This window comes from Amycolatopsis sp. (genome assembly GCF_036008905.1).
In the GTDB taxonomy this organism is placed as follows: Bacteria; Actinomycetota; Actinomycetes; order Mycobacteriales; family Pseudonocardiaceae; genus Amycolatopsis.
Genome location: NZ_DASYMU010000155.1, coordinates 20,567 through 37,056, shown reverse-complemented (window position 1 = coordinate 37,056; position 16,490 = coordinate 20,567). Strand labels below are relative to the sequence as shown.

Here is a 16,490-nt window from a genome sequence, read left to right as displayed (position 1 = left end):
ACAAATCGACAATTTCGGGGAGCAGTGTGTCCGCGTCCGAAGAATCCCTGCACGAACCGTTGAAATTCGCCTATTGGGTGCCGAATGTCAGTGGCGGTCTCGTCACCAGCGACATCGAGCAGCGCACCGACTGGGGCTATGAGTACAACCGCGAACTGGCCGTTCTCGCCGAGAACAACGGCTTCGAGTACGCGCTGACCCAAGTGCGCTACACGGCCAGTTACGGTGCCGCCTACCAGCACGAATCGGTCGGTTTCAGCCTCGCGCTGCTGCTGGCCACGCAGCGGCTGAAGGTGATCGCCGCGATCCACCCCGGCCTCTGGCATCCCGGGGTACTGGCCAAGTTCATCGCCAGCGCCGACGTCATTTCCGGCGGCCGGGCCGCGGTCAACGTGGTGAGCGGCTGGTTCAAGGACGAATTCACCAAGTTGGGTGAAGCCTGGCTGGAGCACGACGAGCGCTATCGCCGTTCCGAGGAGTTCATCCGCGTACTGAAGGAACTCTGGACCGACGACCACGCCGAATTCGGCGGCGATTTCTACCGCGTCCACGACTTCGACATCAAGCCCAAGCCCGAAGCCGGTCCGGGACGCCCGCATCCGGAGGTGTTCCAGGGCGGGAACTCCACCGCCGCCCGGAAACTCGCCGGCCGCGTCTCGGACTGGTACTTCAGCAACGGCAAGGACTTCGACGGGTTCACCGAGCAGGTCGAAGAAGTCAACGGCTACGCGGCGGCAAACGACCACGCGGTGAAGTTCGGGCTCAACGGCTTCCTGATCGCCAGGGAAACCGAGGGCGAGGCCAAAGCCGTGCTGCGTGAGATCGTCGAGAAGGCGAATGTCGAAGCGGTGGAAGGGTTCCGCGGCGCGGTCAAACAGGCCGGAAGCTCCACTTCGGACAAGAAGGGCATGTGGGCGGATTCCGAATTCGCCGACCTCGTCCAGTACAACGACGGCTTCCGCACCAAGCTGATCGGCACGCCCGAGCAGATCGCCGAGCGCGCGATCGAGTACAAGCGGCGCGGCGCGAACCTGCTGCTGCTGGGGTTCCTGCACTACCACGAGGACGTCGAGTACTTCGGCAAGCACGTCCTCCCGGTCATCCGCGAACTCGAAAAGGACATCGACCGCAGTTCCGCGAACCCTGAACCCATCGGGAGCGAAACACTCACGAGGAGGTGACCAGCGGCGGCGGGGTGAGGGGCGCTCGCATAGCGTTGACGGGTGAGCTCTGGACCGTGGGCGGCGATAGTCAGTCTCGTGCTGCTGGTCGCGGTGCTGGGGTTCGCCATGATCCGGCCGCGGGGCCTGCCGGAGGCGCTGGTCGCGGTGCCCGCGGCGGGGCTGGTGCTCGTGATCGGGCTGGTGCCGTGGGACGCGGCGGGGCAGCAGGCCGTGGAGATCCTGCCGACGCTGGGGTTCCTCGCGGCGATCCTGTTGCTGTCGCATCTGGCCGGCGTCGAGGGCGTGTTCGAGTGGCTCGGCGGACGTCTGGCTCGGGCGTGTCACGGGAAGCCACGACGCCTGCTCGTGCTGACTTTCGCGGCGGCGGCCGGGACGACGGCGATCCTCAGTCTCGACGCGACGGTCGTCCTGCTGACCCCGGTCGTGTTCGCCACCGCCACCAACCTCCGCCTTCGGGCGAAACCGCATGTCTACGCCTGCGCGCATCTGGCGAACTCGGCGTCGACGCTGCTGCCGGTGTCGAACCTGACGAACCTGCTCGCGTTCTCCGCGTCCGGTCTGACCTTCGCCGGGTTCACCGCGCTGATGGCGTTGCCGTGGCTCGTCACCATCGCGATCGAGCTCGTGGTGTTCCTGAAGTTCTTCGCCATCGACCTGTTCGGCAAGTCCGATCGTGAACCGGAAACAACCCTGCGGGCGCCGGTCTTCGCGCTTGTCCTGCTCGCTTTGACGCTGGTCGGATTCGGGCTCGGGCCGCTGGTCGACGTCGAGCCGGTATGGGTCGCGACGGCCGCCGCGCTGGTGCTCGCCGCCCGCGGGCTCGCGCGTCGCACGGTCCGGCCGTGGACGCTGGTCATCGAGGCCTCCCCGCTGCTGTGCCTGTTCGTGCTCGGCCTGGCCGTCGTGGTCGAAGCGGTGTCGGAGCATCTTCTCGGCGGGCTGCTCGGCACGATCCTTCCCGATTCCGCCGGGCTGCCGGAGCTGCTGCTGACCGCGGTGATCGCCGCGCTGCTGGCCAACCTCGTCAACAACCTGCCCGCGACGCTGATCCTGTTGTCTGTCCTCGGCTCGCACCCCGACACCGGAGTGCTCCTCGCCGTCCTGCTCGGGGTGAACATCGGGCCCAACGCGACCTACCTGGGTTCGCTCGCGACGCTGCTCTGGCGCCGGGTGCTCGCGGGCGCCGGGGTCACGCCGACGCTGCGCGAGTTCCTCAAGCTGGGCCTGTTCAGCGTGCCCGCTTGCCTGGTCGGCTCGGTCGTCGCGCTGTGGTGCGGACTTGCGCTGTTCCAGTGACGAGCCCACGATGGTCGGCGATGACCAAAGTGCTCGTGTGGCTCACCGAAGGCACCTGGCAGGCCTGCATCGAAGCGGTCTCCGCGATCGAGGCCGCCGAGGTGACCCTGCTGCACGTGATCGACGCCGACATCGAAGAGGTCATGCACGGCGTCTACGGCGGCCTGCTCTCCCGGCGCGGCCACGATCCCGCGCGTGACCTCCACGCGCTGACGACCCCGGCCGAGCGCGCGCTCCTCGAAGACGCCGCGACCCTGCTGCGCAGGTCCTGCGAGACGGCCGTCCGCCGCGGGCGGATCGAACACGAGGTGGTCGCGGCGTGTATCGACGCGGACGCCGATCTGCTCATCTGCGCCCGGGACGGCAAACACGACCACCCCGGGCCGCGAAGCCTCGGCCACCACACGCGGTTCGTCGTCGACCACACGCCCTGCTCGGTCCTGCTGGTCTGGCCCTAGGCGCGCAGCGTCAGCAGGGACCAGTGCTCGGCGAGGCGGTCGTAGGGCGTGCGGTCGGGGAGGACGACGTCTTCGCCGGTCATGAGTGGCGTCAGCTCGGCATCGTAGGTCTCCAGGACGTCGACGAGCTGGAACGGCCACGCGACACCGATGAGCCCGAGGATCTCGGACAAGTCCGTGTCGAGGCGGATCTCCGGTTCGACGATCGCCTTGATGACGTCGTTCGCGGCCGCGAGGATCGCGAGCTGGCGGCGGCCGATGGCGAAGTGCCGCACCACCGGCGCGAGCCGCGTCCCGTCGGGCGCGCGCACGACAGTGTCGACCCGCTCCCCCGTGACGCCGGACCACAGCGTCGCCAGCACTTCGAACGCCTGTCGCGCGACGCCGCCGGCCAGCGGCGCGGGGATGCGCCACGGCTTGGGCTCGGCTTCGATCCGGCTCAACCCGGCGAAGAAGTCGTCGGCTTCACGGATCAAGCCGCTCAGCTCCGGGACATGCGGGAGCAGCACGGTGATCCGGTCGTGCGCGATCGACCGCGGGATTTCCGGGCTCAGCGGGACATGCTCGGCCCCGGCCTCGAATCGGCGCACGGGAACAGGTCCGTGGCACTGCGCGGACGCGACGAGGTCATCGGGACTCGGCGTGACGGCGAACTCCGTCGCGACCCGTGAGGCCTGCAACGCGTCCGGCAGGGAAAACCAGACGCCGGCGGAAACCGCACCCGGCACCCAGGTCAGGTACTGGCCGGGCAGGAACCGCGTGATCCGCGAAGTCACCCGGCGTCGTGGGTACGGCGGCCGCCCAGCCGGGACCGGGCCGTCGAAACTCTCCACGACATCGGGCACGTCCATCGGGTCAGGCCAGGTGCGAGATGTCGTTCACCAGGCGCACCGAAGCGTTGCCGTCCGGGTAGAACTCGACGATCGAGAGCGACGCCAGATCCAGGTGCAGCCGGAAAAGCAGCGACGGTCCCGCGTCGAGGCCCATTCGCAGCAACGTCTTGATCGGCGTGACATGGCTGACGATCACGAGTGTCCGGCCGCCGTACTTCGCGATCAGCTCGTCGCGGGCCTTGCCGACGCGGCGATGCACGGCGTCGAAGCTCTCGCCGCCGGGCGCGGGCATCGACGAATCGCTCAGCCACTTGCGGTGCAGTTCCGGATCACGCTGGGACGCCTCGGTGAAGGTGAGTCCTTCCCACTCGCCGAAGTCGGTTTCCAGCAGCCCGGGGTGGGTCTCGACGCGCCCGCCGACGGCGTCGGCCACGGCCTGCGCCGTCTGCATGGTCCGGGTCAGCGGCGACGCGATGATCGGCGCGACCTCGCCGTCGACGACGATCCCGTCCATCCCGACGAACCGCTGCGCCGCGGCCGCCGCCTGACGGGCGCCAAGCTCGGTGAGCGGGACGTCCGTGCGACCGGAGTAGCGGCGCTCGACCGACATCGCCGTCTGCCCGTGGCGCAGCAGGAGCAGCTTGGTCGGCGTGCCCTTCGCCCCGGTCCAGGAGATCGGGGACGTGCGGTCCGACTTCACCGGTGCGGCTTCGGCGAAAGTGTTGCCACCAGAAGGCTTCTTCGAAGGATCGAGCCCGGAGGCCTGGCCGTCCATCGCCTGGTTCGCCAGCATGTCCGCGTGCGAGTTCTGCGCGCGCGGAATCCATTCGTAGCTGACCCTGTCAAAGCTCTGCTCGACTTCGTGTGCCTCGGTGGCCAACGGCTTCAGCGCCGGGTGCTTGATCTTCCAGCGCCCCGACATCTGTTCCACCGCGAGCTTCGAGTCCATCCGGACGTCCACAATGGACGCTCCGAGCTCGGCGGCCGCGCGCAGCCCGGCGATCAGGCCGGAGTACTCGGCGACGTTGTTCGTCGCGATGCCGAGCCCGGCCTGGCGCTCGGCCAGCACCTCGCCGGTCGCCGCGTCCTTGACCACCGCGCCGTACCCGGCGGGTCCCGGGTTGCCCCGGGATCCGCCGTCGGCCTCGACGATGACGTGCGAGCTCACAGCCCGGACTCCACCGTTCGCACGAGGATCGCGCTGCAGTTCTCGCACTGGATGATCGCGTCCGCCGGCGACGACTTGATCGCGGCGACGGCGTTGCGGTCGACGTCGAGCTGGCAGGCACCGCAGCGACGTGACCGCAGCAGTGCCGCGCCGATGCCACCACGGGCACGGACGCGCTCGTACAGCGAGATCAGCTCGTCGGGGAATTTCGGCAGCAGCCCGGCGCGGTCCTGCTGGCGGCGCGCGAGGGTGGTGTCGAGGTCGGCGAAGGCCTCGTCGCGGCGCGTGACGGCTTCCGCGAGCGCCTTTTCGGCCTGGTCGACCTCGGCGCCGTTGCGCTTGCCGTCGAGTTCGAGGGCCTCACGGCGTTCCATCTGCTCGAGCAGGTCGTCCTCGAGCGCGGCCTGCCTGCGCTCGAGGGTGTGCAATTCGTGCTCGATGTCGGCCATCTGCTTGGCCGCGACCGTGCCGGACTCCAGTAGCTTGCGATCCCGGTCCTCGCGGGAGCGGACGGACTCGATCTCCCGCTCCTGCCTGGTGATCTCGCGGTCGAGGTCGGAGATCGAGGTCTGGACCGCGACCAGCGAGTCCTTGAGGTCCCGCAGCTTCTTCTCGATGTCGGTGATCTCGGCGAGCTCGGGCAGGGTCCGGCGACGGTGGTCCGTCCGGGACAGCTCGGCGTCGACCTTCGCAAGCTCGAGCATCTGCCGTTGCACGGCTGGATCTGCCTTCACGCCAGTGTTCTCCCTAAATCAACTCAAACTCGGATGTTCCACGGATCGGTGCAGCGGGTGGAGACGTGAATGTCGACGGTACCGGGAAGCGCCGCGTGGACGACGTCCGAGGCTTGCCCGCACCACGGCCACTCGCTGGCCCAGTGGGTGACCCCGACCAGTGCGGGGACAACTCCGCCCGAGCCGAGATGCTCTCCTGCCGGATGGTGCCGGAGATCCGCCGTGACGTAAGCGTCGACTCCGGCAGCTGTGGCCTGCTTAAGGTAACTGTCGCCGGAACCGCCGGATACCGCCACGGTCCGGATCGGACGCTCGGGGTCGCCTCCGCCGAAAACGCCCGGCCGGGTTTTCGGCAGTGCCGCGCCCACCCGTTCGACGAACCGCGCGAACGGCTCGGGCTCGGCCAGCTCGCCGATCCGCCCGATCCCGGTCACGCCGTCGGCGTTCGGCGACAACGGGCGCAACGCGGTGAGCCCGATGGCCCGCGCGAGCGCGTCGGAAACCCCAGGACTCGCCGAGTCCGCGTTGGTGTGCGCGCAGAACAGCGTGATCCCGGCGCGGACCATGCGGTGGACGAGACGGCCTTTCGCGGTGTCGGTGGCTACACCGGTGACACCACGCAGCAGCAACGGGTGATGCGCGACGATCAGCTCGGCGCCGAGTTCGATGGCCTCGTCGACGGTCTCCTCGACCGGGTCGACGCAGAAAAGCACCTTGGTCACCGGCTCGGCCGGGTCGCCGCAGACGAGGCCGACCGCGTCCCAGGACTCGGCGAGCTCGGGCGGATACGCGCGCTCCAAGGCGGCGATGACTTCGGCGGCAGCGGGCATGGGGGGATCCTCGCATGTACCCTCTGGAGTCATGCGACTTCGGTCCTCCATCCTCTGCGCCCTCGTCGTCTTCTCCGCCGCGGTCCTCTGCGTCACCCCGGCTTCGGCGTCGCCGCGCGAATCCCTGCGGACACTCACCGGGCTGTCCGCCGAGCGCGTCCAGCTCGCCGACAAGGTGGCGGCCGCGAAATTCGGGACGCCGTCGCCCATCGACGACCCGGTGCGGGAACAGCAGATCTTCGACACGGTTTCGGCGGAGGCCCCGGCGCTCGGGCTCGACCCGGCGGCGACGGTGGCGGTGTTCCGCGACCAGATCGAGGCGAACAAGCTCGTCCAGCGGGCCCTGTACGCGCGCTGGACCGCGCACCCGGACGAGCAGCCGACGACCCGGCCCGACCTCGCGACCGAAGTCCGGCCGCAGCTGGACCGGATCACCACGGGGCTACTGGACCAACTGGCCGCGACGCGGGGCACTCGAGGGAGCCGGACCTGTGAACCCCGGCTGGCCGTGACCGTGCACGTCGTCGACTGGCGGTTCGACCGGTTGCACCGGAAGGCGCTGACGGAAGCCGTTCGGTCGGTCTGCGACTAGTCGTGACCCAGATCACAGGGGGTCTCTTGCTCGGCCGGTTTCCGGTTCGTACGACAAACTGGATGAGTGACTGAACCAGGTCTTCACGTCAGCTTCGTCTGCAGTGGCAACATCTGCCGCTCGCCGATGGCAGCGCTCGTCTTCCGCTCCTACCTCGAACGCGATGGCCTCGCCGAGGTCGTCAAGGTGTCCAGCGCGGGCATCGGTGGCTGGCACGCCGGCGAGCCCGCGGACCAACGCGCGCAGGCGACTCTGCGCGCGCACGGCTACCGGACCGGGCATCTCGCGGCCGAGGTCGACGGCGAGCATCTCGACGCCGACCTCCTGCTCGCCGCCGATGACTCCCACCTGCGGTTCCTGCGCGGAAAGGTCGAAGATCCGGACAAGGTGCAGCTGCTCCGGGCGTTCGATCCGACGGCCGCGCGTGACGCCGAAGTGCCCGATCCGTACTACGGCGCCGACAACGGTTTCGAAGAGGTACTCGGGATGATCGAGCGGGCGATGCCGGGGCTTTTGCTGTGGGTCCGCGAGAACCGATGACGGACACCGCCGAAGTCATCAGCCGGCTCGTCGGTGAGCCGATCCACGAACTGCGCCGGCTCGGGTCGGCGGTGTACCTGGTGAGCACGGGCCGGCGCCTGATGATCGCCAAGCGCGGGGCAGGACCCGGCGCGTCTCCAGCCGAAGCGGCGGGCCTGCGGTGGCTGAGCGAACCCGGTGACGTGCCGATTCCCGAGGTCAGGGGCGACGACGCCGAGTGGGTCGTGATGGATTACGTCTATGAGGGCCCGTCCGGGCAGGCCGCGGCGGAGGCGTTCGGCCGCGGCCTGGCGGCGTTGCACCTACGTGGCGCGCCCGCGTTCGGGAGCCCGCCGCCGGGCGGCCCCGCCGACGCGTGGATGGGACTCGCGCCGATGCGGAACGAGCCGGGCCCGGAATGGCCCGCGTTCTACGCGACGCACCGGGTCGAGCCCTATGTCCGGTCCTGTGTGGACCAGGGCCTGTTCGACGCCGACCAGGCGGGCGTGTTCGACGAAGTCTGTTCGCGGCTCCCGGAGCTGGCCGGGGACCCGGAACCACCCGCCCGGCTGCACGGCGACGCGTGGTCGGGGAACGTGCTGTGGGGGTCCGACGGGCAGGCCTGGCTGATCGACCCCGCGGCGCACGGCGGACATCGTGAGACTGACCTCGCGATGCTGCAGCTGTTCGGCACCCCACAGCTCACGCACGTTCTCGGGGCCTACCGAGAACAGGCGGAACAGTCCGGCTCTCCGCTGGCCGACGGCGTCGAAAAGCGCGTTCACCTGCATCAACTCTTCCCGCTGCTGATGCACGCGGAGGTGTTCGGCGGCGGGTACGTCCACGACGCGATCGCCGCCGCGCACGGGGCTCTTCGCTGACCTCACGCGCGACGGCTTACCGTGTGGGGGTGCGGTGGAAGTTCCTGTTCCGGCCAGGCTGGTTGATGTTGACGCTGGTGGTGTTCTCGTTCGCCATCGCGTGCTTCACGCTGCTCTCGCCGTGGCAGTTCGGGCGTAACGACGAGCGCGAGGCCCAGAACTCCGCTTTGGCGGCTTCGTTCACCGGGCAGGCGCGGCCCTTGGCCGAGCTGCTGCCCGGCGGTGCCGCCCCCGATGACCTCACGCAATGGCACCTGGTGACCGTCACGGGGACCTATGTGCCCCAGGCCGAGGTCGTCGCCCGCCTTCGGACGGTCCAGGGGGAACCGGCGTTCGAGGTTCTGGCGCCTTTCCGGACCGCTGAGGGCGACGTTCTCTTGGTGGACCGCGGCTACCTCCGACCCGACACCCGGTCGACCGTCCCGCCCTACGCCGCGCCACCGGGTGGCGTCGTCCAGCTGACCGTCCGGATCCGCGAAGACGAGGTCGACGGGCGAAACCGCGATGCCTTCGCCGACGCGTCGACGGGTGGGAAGCTGCAGAGTTACGTGGTGAACTCGCAGGTCGTCGGCCGGGCCACCGGGTTGGCGATTCGGCCGGGGTACTTCCAGCTGGAGAGCAACCAGCCGGGGACGCTCAGTGCGTTGCCGTTGCCGCAGACCGACTCTGGCCCATTCCTCTCCTACGCCCTGCAGTGGATCGCTTTTGGTGCCATGGCGTTCTTGGGGTGGTTGTACTTCACCGTGCGGGAAATGAAGCCGGGTGGGGCGTTAGCCGTCGACCAGCCCGCCGACCGACGCAAGTCCGTCGCCCAAATGGTCGCCGAAGACGAAGCGTCGGAGCGGGATGCCGCCTCGGAAGAGGCTGGGCGCGTCAGTACGTAAGCGCGGCCGGGTGGGTGGCTCGTGAGTGGCAACGCGTGTTAGAACACTCGTTGCCCACTCACGAGGGGCGCTGGGTCGGGACGTGGGCACGGTTAGGGCTTGTGTTTGCGGAGGCTGGTTAGGGCCGCCAAGGCCAGGGCGAAGAGACCGGCTAGCCAGCCGACTACGCGCGAGAGTTCCACGGCTCGGGTGACGTGGCCGGAGTCCGGGTTACGGCCGTCACCGAGTACCGGGAGTTCCTCGACACCGTGTGGGTAAACGGTTCGGCCGCCCAGGCGGATCTCCAGGGCACCGGCAAACGCGGCTTCGACGCGGCCCGCGTTGGGGCTGGGGTGGGCGATGGTGTCCCGTCGCCAGGCGCGCCAGGCGCCGCTTGCGGAGCCACCGACTACGGGAGCGCCGAGCACGGTGAGTGCCGCGGCGATTCGGGTCGGGACCAGGTGGATTACGTCGTCGAGACGAGCGATGAACCAGCGATACCGTGGCGGCCGCCCACGCAGGACACTCAACAACCGCGAACCCAGGAGCCCGGGAACCCCAGCCAGCGCTCCCCAGATGAGTGGCGCGACAACGACGTCCGCGGTGTTGGCCGCCAAGGATTCGACCGAAGCTCGCGAGAGCGCGATGACGTTCAGGGAATCCGTGACTCGGGGGTCCAGGTCGCCGAGGGAAACCCGGGCGGTTTCCAGGTGGCCTTCTTCCAGGTCCCGCGCCAGTGAGGTGCCGGTGGCCGCCAAGCGCGCGCCGCCCAGGACGGCCCAGGTGGTGACGGCGGTGGTGACGGCTTGCGTGACGGGGCTTCGGCGGCTGGCGCGTTCGGCGAGGACGCCGAGCGCCACGACGCCGCCGGTCAGGGCGGTGGCCTGCAAGGTGCCGCGCAAGGGGTGTTCGGAGTGGACCTTGACGTCGAGCGACTTCGCCAGCCGGGTGAAGAGTGCCCGGTGCGGGTCGCCGATCACGCCGTCCGCGGCCACACCCAGCAACAACCCGATGGCACGTCCTGCACTCACGCCAGTGTCCCCCTGAAGACAAGTGTCGATGCGGGCCGAGGCTACTCGCCCTGACCACGTAGGTTGGTCGGCACGTCTCGATTTTGGAGGTTACCGGTGAGTGTCGTGGTCGTGATGGGTGTTTCGGGGTCTGGCAAGACCACCGTGGGGACGGCGCTCGCCGACGCGCTGGGGGTCGAGTACGCCGAGGCCGACAAGTTCCATTCGCCGGAGAACATCGCGAAGATGAGCGCCGGGACCCCGCTGACCGACGAAGATCGCTGGCCGTGGCTGCGGTCCATCGCCGAGTGGATCCGCGAGCACGAAGAGACCGGTGGCGTGGTGACGTCGTCGGCGTTGAAGCGCGAGTACCGGGATCTGCTGCGCACCGGCGGCGACACCTGGTTCCTGCACCTGAACGGCAGCCACGAGCTCATCGCGGGAAGGCTGGCTTCCCGCGAGGGACATTTCATGCCGGCGTCCCTTTTGGACTCCCAGCTCGCCACCCTCGAACCGCTGGGCAGCGACGAGCCGGGACTGGTCGTGGACGCCGCCGCCCCGGCTGACGAGCTCGTGGCCGCCGCACTGGCTGAGCTGTTTCAAACACGGCTGCGCTAGGTCCTTCAAACCCGCTGGGTAGCGGCGCGCAGGCCGGTTTTAGCGGCGTCGTCGGCGCCGATGCGGTCCAGGCCGAACAACGCGGCGCCGACGACCGGGGCCACGTCGACCACCTTCACCACCGCGCGCGGCGCGATCTTGAGGGTGCGGCGTTCGATCTCGGCGATGACCTGCGCGTCGACGCCGGTCAGCACACCGCCGCCGAGCACGATCTGCGGGTCGTCCTTGGTCAGTTCGAGCTTGCGCAGGATCACCGCGATCATCACGCTGATCTCCTCGACGAACCGGCCGACGACCTCTTGCGCGATCTCGTCACCGGCGGCCGCGACCCGGAACAGCAGCGGGCACAACGCGTGCAGCGAGTACCTCGACAGCTCCTCGAAGTGCAGTCGCTGCGTCACTTCGGCCACCGACTCGACGGCGAAATGCTCGATCAGCGCGGCCCGCAACGCGGTACTGGGACCACGCCCGTCCTCGGCCCTGGCGGCCCACCACAGGACCTCCTCGCCGAGCCCAAGGCCGCCACCCCAGTCGCCGGAACTCTTGCCCAGCGCGGGAAATCCGTGCACGCGGCCGTTCCGCCCGATACCGACGGCGTTGATCCCGGCACCGCAGACCACGGCCACACCGACCCCGTCGGACGTGCCCGCGCGCAGTAGGGCGAGGGTGTCGTTGCCGATCTCCAGCGACTCCGCCCAGCCCTTTTTGGACAGTGCCGCGAAGAAGATCTCTTCCTCACGCGGAAAATCGAGACCCGCCATGTACGCCGAGGTGTGCATGGCGAACGGGCGGCTCGCGGGTAACCCGGCGGCCTCCATCGCGTCGACCACAAGACCGTCCAGAATGTCCACAGAGGACTGAACGCCGATGTTCTGTGGCGACGCCCCGGGACCGCGCGCGCTGCCGAGCACGGTCCCTTCGGCGTCGACCACGAGTACGTCGGTCTTGCTGTTGCCACCGTCGACGGCCACCACGAGTCGACGCGGTTCGGTCACGGCTTGGCCCACGGCAGGAACTGACGGTTCGCCTCGACCAGGGTGTCCGCCAACTGGTCCGCCTGGGCGTACTGGCCGACCAGCGGGTGCGCGAGCAGCGCGTCGGCGACCCTGTCCCGGCCGCCGCGCACGGCCGCGTCGAGCGCCAGGTTCTCGTACGAGGTCACGGCCGAGATGAGCCCGGCGTACAACGGTTCCACCGGGCGCACCGGCATCGGCTTCGCGCCGTTCGAGTCCACAAGGGACGGTACTTCGATGACGGCGTCGTCGGGCAGGAACGGCATGGTCCCGTTGTTGCGCACGTTGACCACGTGCTCCTCCGCCGGGCCACCGCTGGTCAACGCGTGCACGAGCTGCACGGCCGCCTCGGAATAGTAGGCCCCGCCACGCTTTTCGAGCGCCTCGGGCTTGGTCACCACTTCGGGGTCGGCATAGACCTTGAGCAGTTCCTCTTCGACATCACTGACGACGTCGGCTCGCGGGCGCTCGGTGCGCTGCTTCTCGACGACCTTGTCGTGGGCGTAGAAGTACTTCAGGTAGTACGACGGGATCACGCCCATGCGGCGCATCCAGCCGACCGGCGCCCCGATGTGCTCGGCGAGGAATTCCCCGTGCAACTCAAGGAGTTCCGGCAACCTGTCGACGCCGTCGACGAAGACACCGCGTTCCCAGCTGAGGTGGTTGAGCCCGGTGTGCTCGAGCGTGACGTCGTCGGTGCCGACCTCGAGCAGCTTGGCGAACAGGCGCTGGAGCCCGATCGCCACGTTGCACAGACCCGTGGCGCGGTGGCCATCGTTGAGCAGCGCCCTGGTCACGATGCCCACCGGGTTGGTGAAGTTCACCAGCCAGACGTCGTCACCGGCCACACGCCGGACGCGCTCGGCGATGTCGAGGATCACCGGAACCGTCCGCAGCGCCTTGGCCAGCCCGCCCGCACCGGTCGTTTCCTGGCCGATGCAGCCACAAACGTGCGGGAAGGTCTCGTCCGAGCGCCGCTGGCGCTGGCCGCCGACGCGGAGCTGCAACAGCACGGCCGCCGCGCCGTCGGCGCCTTCCTCCAGCTTCGTGGTGGTGAGCACCTTCGCCGGATGCCCGGCGTGGTCGAGCAGCCGCTGGCTGAACTCCCCCACGATCTTCAGCCGGTACTCGTCCGGATCCACCAGCACGATCTCGTCGACGTCCAAAGTGGACCGGCGACCGGCGATGCCGTCGATCAGCTCGGGTGTGTAGGTGGATCCCCCGCCGACAACCGTCAGCTTCATCCTTTGACCCCCGTAAACGTAATGCCCTTGACAAAGGACTTCTGCGCGAACACGAACAGAATGATGACCGGAGCCATGATCAGCGCGGTGGCCGCCATGGTCAGGTTCCATTCGACGTGGTGCATCCCCCGGAAAGATGCGATGGCGAGCGAAAGCGGCCAGCTTTCCTGGTTCTCACCGGTGTAGAGCAACGGGCCGAAGTAGTCGTTCCAAGTGAACAGGAAGCAGAACATCGCGGTGGCCGCGATACCCGGTTTGGCCATCGGGATCAGCACCCTGGTCATCGCCTGGAACTCGGTGCAGCCGTCGATCTTCGCCGCTTCGATGTAGTCCTTCGGAATCGTCAGGAAAAACTGCCGCAGCAGGAAAACACTGAAGGCGTCGAAGAAGAAGTACGGAATGATCAGCGGTGCGATGGTGCCGGTGAGCCCGAGCCGTACCCACATGTCGTAGAGCGGCACGATCGTCACCTGCGGCGGCAACATCATCGCCGCGACGGTCAACATGAAGAAGAACGTCTGACCGCGCCAGCGGATTTTGGACAGCGCGTAGGCGGCCGGAATCGCCGAAAGCAGGGCTCCCACTGTCGCCAGCGTCGAATAGATAATACTGTTGGTGAAGTATTCGAACAGTGGTGCGCGGTTGAACACCTCGACGAAGTTCTCGAAATGCCATTCCGACGGCCAGAAGCTCGACGACATCGCCTGGTCGCTCTTCATCACCGCGGTGAGCAGCACGAAGACGATCGGCAGCACGAAGATCACGCCGAGCGCGATCCCGAAGGCGTGGGTCGCGACCCAGTAGAACTTCTTGTCCCACGCCCTTTTGCGCTTGGCACGGGGAGGCAGCGAGGACGTCGGCCTCGGTGTGTCGGTCAGTAAGGTCATGCGCCCTCCTCCTGGTGTGCGGTCTTGCGCATCTGCCTGACGAGAATCGCGGTGAACCCGAACGAGACGAGGAACAACAGCACCGCCATCGCGGCCGCGTAGCCCATGTTGAAGTACCGGAAACCCTGGACATAGAGCCAAACCGGGTACGTCAGCGTGGAGTTCTGGGGCGCGCCGATGTACTTGGTGTTACCCGCGACATCGGCCGAGCCCGCGGCCGCGGAACCCGCGACCACCGCCTGGGTGAAGAACTGCAGGGCGAAGATGATCGAGTTCACGATGCCGAACAGCAGCACCGGTGAGATCGACGGCAGCGTGATGTGCCAGAACCGGCGGACCGGGCCGGCGCCGTCGAGCGACGCGGCCTCGTGCAGCTCGGCGGGCACGTCAAGCAACGCCGCCAGAATAATGATCATCAGCTCGCCGGAGCCCCACATGACCAGCAGGGTCAGCGCGGGTTTCGACATCGCCGGGTCGTTGAACCACAGCCCGCCGTCGATGCCGACGAGGTCCAGGAATCTGTTGACCGGCCCGAATTCCGGGTTGAACAGGAACACGAAGGCCAGCGTCGCGGCAGCCGGTGGCGCGAGCGCGGGCAAGTAGCAGAGCGTCCGGACCAGGCCGACGCCCGTCTTGAGGCGCGAGATCACCGACGCCACCCCGAGGGCGAACACCACCCGGCAGACCGTCAGCACGATCACGAGCCACAGTGTGTTGTACGCGGCCGTCCGCACCAAGGGTTCGGTGCTGAACATCCGCACGTAGTTGTCGAACCCGATCCATTGTGGAGGGTTGATCAGGTCGTAGCGGGTGAAGGAGTAGTACAGCGTCGCGATCAGCGGGTACCCGAAGAAGATGAGGAAACCGATGAACGCGGGCGCCATGAACAGCAGTACGTTGCGGCGGGTCCGGGCCTGCGCCCTCGTCCGTACCCGCTTGGGCACGGACGAGGGCTTCGCCGCCTTGGTCTCCAAGGTGGTGGTCATGGTGCTGGGCCCTAACCGCCGGCTCGCTTTTGCGCGAGTTCGTCGTTGATCTGGGCGTCGACCTTCTTCAGGCCTTCTTCCAGATTCGGCTCCGCACCGGCCTGCCAGCGTTCGGCGAAGTCGTTGACGGCTTTGAGGTAGGCGTCACCGATCTGCGTCGACGGGTTCGGCAGCAGCTTTCCACTGGAGTACATGTCGAGGAACGTCTTGAACTTGTCGTCGACCTCCAGCTTCGGGTCGGTCAGCGATTCCTTCGTGCTGGGGACGTTCTTGAGGCCGTTCGCCAGTTCCACCAGCGTGCCGGTGTCGAGCGACATCTGCTTGATCAGTTCCCATGCCGCGCCCGGGTTCTTGGAACCCTTGGGAATGGCGATGATCGTGCCGGTGGTGAACCCGCCGCCGTAACGGTCGGGCAAGGTGTCGAGCACGGGCGGCGGAGCGGTGCCGAAGTTAAGCTCGGGCGACTGGTCCTTCAGGAACGCCTGGCGGTACTCGCCGTCGAACTCCATCGCGATCTTGCCGCGGTGGAAACCGTGGTCGGGTGAGTACTCGTCACCGAGGCCGGACTTGAACTTCTCGATCTTGTCGTGCCCGTAGAAGTCGATGAGCTGCTTCTGGAAGTTGAACATCTCCTTCCACTCCGGGCTCGCGGCCAGGTTCGACTTGCCGTCCGGGCTGATCCAGGTGGCACCGAAGTTGGGCGCCCAGATCTGCGCCTGGTTGGCGTAGAACGGCATCGACGGCATGAAACCGGCGACCTTGATCGAACCGTCCGGGTTGAACTGGGTCAGCTTCTTGGTGTACTCCATCAACTCCGACGTGGTCTTCGGCGGCGCGGTGATCCCCGCGGCGGCGAACATGTCCTTGTTGTAGTAGAAGCCGTAGACGTCGGCGAGCATCGGCATCGCGCACCGCTTGCCCTGGAACTCGGTGTAGCTGCGGACCGCTTCCGGGATCACCGAGACGTCGATCTTGTCGCGGTCGATGTAGGGCTGCAGGTCCTGAAAACTGCCGTTGGAACACCAGGCGCCGAGGTTGTCGGTGAAGAACGAGATCGCCACGTCCGGCGGGTTGCCACCGCGGATCGACTGCGTCAGCTTGTCGTCGTCCTGGTTGCCCTCGTGCTTGATCTCGATGTTCGGGAACTTGGCCTTGAGGTTGTTCAGGCCCTTGGTCACGATGTCGTACTCGCGGGCGGTGAACTTGCTGTAGACGGTCAAGGTGAGCTTGTCATCCTTGCCCGGTGCGGCGCCGGGCTGACCGGCACCCGCGGCGCCCGGACCGCTCGCGGCACCCGAACACGCTGTCAGCAGCAGAACAGACGCGGCCGCGATACTGCCGAGCACTATGGAGCCGCTCCGGCGGCGACCAATT

At 67.8% G+C, this 16,490-nt stretch carries 18 protein-coding genes; 8 read left to right on the top strand and 10 right to left on the bottom strand.

Translation table 11 applies throughout. From position 1 onward, the window contains the following. Positions 1–26: 26 nt before the first annotated feature. From sfnG to VGP60_RS27085, 3 genes are read left to right on the top strand one after another with little or no spacing between them, the layout of a single operon-like run. The gene (sfnG, locus tag VGP60_RS27095; RefSeq protein WP_327550934.1) at positions 27–1,181 is read left to right on the top strand and encodes a dimethylsulfone monooxygenase SfnG; all 1,155 of its coding nucleotides are present in this window, start codon (positions 27–29) and stop codon (positions 1,179–1,181) included. 42 nt (positions 1,182–1,223) lie between these two features. Further along, complete coding sequence (locus tag VGP60_RS27090; protein ID WP_327550933.1) at positions 1,224–2,480, top strand: SLC13 family permease; 1,257 nt, start codon at positions 1,224–1,226, stop codon at positions 2,478–2,480. A gap of 20 nt (positions 2,481–2,500) precedes the next feature. Continuing rightward, positions 2,501–2,938: a universal stress protein gene (locus VGP60_RS27085; protein WP_327550932.1), complete on the top strand. Its 438-nt coding sequence runs from the start codon at positions 2,501–2,503 to the stop codon at positions 2,936–2,938. Here VGP60_RS27085 and VGP60_RS27080 read toward each other — a convergent pair. The 4 genes from VGP60_RS27080 to VGP60_RS27065 are packed head-to-tail and all read right to left on the bottom strand — an operon-like array spanning position 2,935 to position 6,503. Further along, a complete protein-coding gene (locus VGP60_RS27080; RefSeq protein WP_327550931.1) occupies positions 2,935–3,789 on the bottom strand; it encodes a hypothetical protein in 855 nt (284 codons plus the stop codon). The two genes, VGP60_RS27085 and VGP60_RS27080, sit on opposite strands and share 4 nt — an antisense overlap. 4 nt (positions 3,790–3,793) lie before the next feature. Further along, positions 3,794–4,939 carry a bifunctional RNase H/acid phosphatase gene (locus tag VGP60_RS27075; protein ID WP_327550930.1) on the bottom strand — a complete coding sequence of 382 codons (1,146 nt, stop codon included), beginning with the start codon at positions 4,937–4,939 and terminating at the stop codon, positions 3,794–3,796. Further along, a complete protein-coding gene (locus VGP60_RS27070; RefSeq protein WP_327550929.1) occupies positions 4,936–5,673 on the bottom strand; it encodes a zinc ribbon domain-containing protein in 738 nt (245 codons plus the stop codon). Before VGP60_RS27070 ends, VGP60_RS27075 begins: the two co-directional genes overlap by 4 nt. Before the next feature lie 23 nt (positions 5,674–5,696). Next, positions 5,697–6,503, bottom strand: coding sequence for a Nif3-like dinuclear metal center hexameric protein (locus VGP60_RS27065; protein ID WP_327550928.1), 807 nt, complete (start codon positions 6,501–6,503; stop codon positions 5,697–5,699). Between the two features lie 31 nt (positions 6,504–6,534). On the opposite strand from VGP60_RS27065, the gene VGP60_RS27060 reads away from it, so the two are divergent. The 4 genes from VGP60_RS27060 to VGP60_RS27045 all read left to right on the top strand — a co-directional run bounded on the left by VGP60_RS27060 (position 6,535) and on the right by VGP60_RS27045 (position 9,379). Then, entirely contained in the window at positions 6,535–7,095 is a 561-nt protein-coding gene (locus tag VGP60_RS27060) for a chorismate mutase (protein WP_327550927.1), read from the top strand. A 66-nt stretch (positions 7,096–7,161) separates the two neighbouring features. Beyond that, complete coding sequence (locus VGP60_RS27055) at positions 7,162–7,635, top strand: low molecular weight protein-tyrosine-phosphatase (protein ID WP_327550926.1); 474 nt, start codon at positions 7,162–7,164, stop codon at positions 7,633–7,635. Beyond that, a complete protein-coding gene (locus VGP60_RS27050; RefSeq protein WP_327550925.1) occupies positions 7,632–8,495 on the top strand; it encodes a fructosamine kinase family protein in 864 nt (287 codons plus the stop codon). The genes VGP60_RS27055 and VGP60_RS27050 overlap by 4 nt, the downstream gene beginning before the upstream one ends. Positions 8,496–8,524: 29 nt before the next feature. Next, a complete protein-coding gene (locus VGP60_RS27045) occupies positions 8,525–9,379 on the top strand; it encodes an SURF1 family protein (protein WP_327550924.1) in 855 nt (284 codons plus the stop codon). A gap of 92 nt (positions 9,380–9,471) precedes the next feature. Here the strand turns inward: VGP60_RS27045 and VGP60_RS27040 are convergent, their stop codons facing one another. After that, positions 9,472–10,389 (bottom strand): cobalamin biosynthesis protein CobD/CbiB, encoded by a 918-nt coding sequence (locus VGP60_RS27040; protein WP_327550923.1) that lies wholly within the window; start codon positions 10,387–10,389, stop codon positions 9,472–9,474. Positions 10,390–10,485: 96 nt separating this feature from the next. Here VGP60_RS27040 and VGP60_RS27035 point away from each other — a divergent pair, with 96 nt between their 5' ends. Further along, the gene (locus VGP60_RS27035; RefSeq protein WP_327550922.1) at positions 10,486–10,986 is read left to right on the top strand and encodes a gluconokinase; all 501 of its coding nucleotides are present in this window, start codon (positions 10,486–10,488) and stop codon (positions 10,984–10,986) included. A 5-nt stretch (positions 10,987–10,991) separates the two neighbouring features. On the opposite strand, the gene VGP60_RS27030 is transcribed toward VGP60_RS27035, so the two are convergent. From VGP60_RS27030 to VGP60_RS27010, 5 genes are read right to left on the bottom strand one after another with little or no spacing between them, the layout of a single operon-like run. Next, positions 10,992–11,981: an N-acetylglucosamine kinase gene (locus tag VGP60_RS27030; protein ID WP_327550921.1), complete on the bottom strand. Its 990-nt coding sequence runs from the start codon at positions 11,979–11,981 to the stop codon at positions 10,992–10,994. After that, entirely contained in the window at positions 11,978–13,243 is a 1,266-nt protein-coding gene (locus VGP60_RS27025; protein WP_327550920.1) for a 6-phospho-beta-glucosidase, read from the bottom strand. The genes VGP60_RS27030 and VGP60_RS27025 overlap by 4 nt, the downstream gene beginning before the upstream one ends. Continuing rightward, positions 13,240–14,130: a carbohydrate ABC transporter permease gene (locus tag VGP60_RS27020; protein WP_327550919.1), complete on the bottom strand. Its 891-nt coding sequence runs from the start codon at positions 14,128–14,130 to the stop codon at positions 13,240–13,242. Before VGP60_RS27020 ends, VGP60_RS27025 begins: the two co-directional genes overlap by 4 nt. Beyond that, positions 14,127–15,116: a sugar ABC transporter permease gene (locus VGP60_RS27015; RefSeq protein ID WP_327550918.1), complete on the bottom strand. Its 990-nt coding sequence runs from the start codon at positions 15,114–15,116 to the stop codon at positions 14,127–14,129. The genes VGP60_RS27020 and VGP60_RS27015 overlap by 4 nt, the downstream gene beginning before the upstream one ends. A gap of 11 nt (positions 15,117–15,127) precedes the next feature. Further along, positions 15,128–16,462 carry an extracellular solute-binding protein gene (locus tag VGP60_RS27010; protein WP_327550917.1) on the bottom strand — a complete coding sequence of 445 codons (1,335 nt, stop codon included), beginning with the start codon at positions 16,460–16,462 and terminating at the stop codon, positions 15,128–15,130. Positions 16,463–16,490: the final 28 nt, after the last annotated feature.

Excerpts from the sequence above, each read along its gene's own strand:
- VGP60_RS27085 (WP_327550932.1), top strand. The coding sequence starts at position 2,501 with ATGACCAAAGTGCTCGTGTGGCTCACCGAAGGCACCTGGCAGGCCTGC.
- VGP60_RS27080 (WP_327550931.1), bottom strand. The coding sequence starts at position 3,789 with ATGGACGTGCCCGATGTCGTGGAGAGTTTCGACGGCCCGGTCCCGGCT.
- VGP60_RS27065 (WP_327550928.1), bottom strand. The coding sequence starts at position 6,503 with ATGCCCGCTGCCGCCGAAGTCATCGCCGCCTTGGAGCGCGCGTATCCG.
- VGP60_RS27060 (WP_327550927.1), top strand. The coding sequence starts at position 6,535 with ATGCGACTTCGGTCCTCCATCCTCTGCGCCCTCGTCGTCTTCTCCGCC.
- VGP60_RS27050 (WP_327550925.1), top strand. The coding sequence starts at position 7,632 with ATGACGGACACCGCCGAAGTCATCAGCCGGCTCGTCGGTGAGCCGATC.
- VGP60_RS27025 (WP_327550920.1), bottom strand. The coding sequence starts at position 13,243 with ATGAAGCTGACGGTTGTCGGCGGGGGATCCACCTACACACCCGAGCTG.
- VGP60_RS27020 (WP_327550919.1), bottom strand. The coding sequence starts at position 14,130 with ATGACCTTACTGACCGACACACCGAGGCCGACGTCCTCGCTGCCTCCC.
- VGP60_RS27015 (WP_327550918.1), bottom strand. The coding sequence starts at position 15,116 with ATGACCACCACCTTGGAGACCAAGGCGGCGAAGCCCTCGTCCGTGCCC.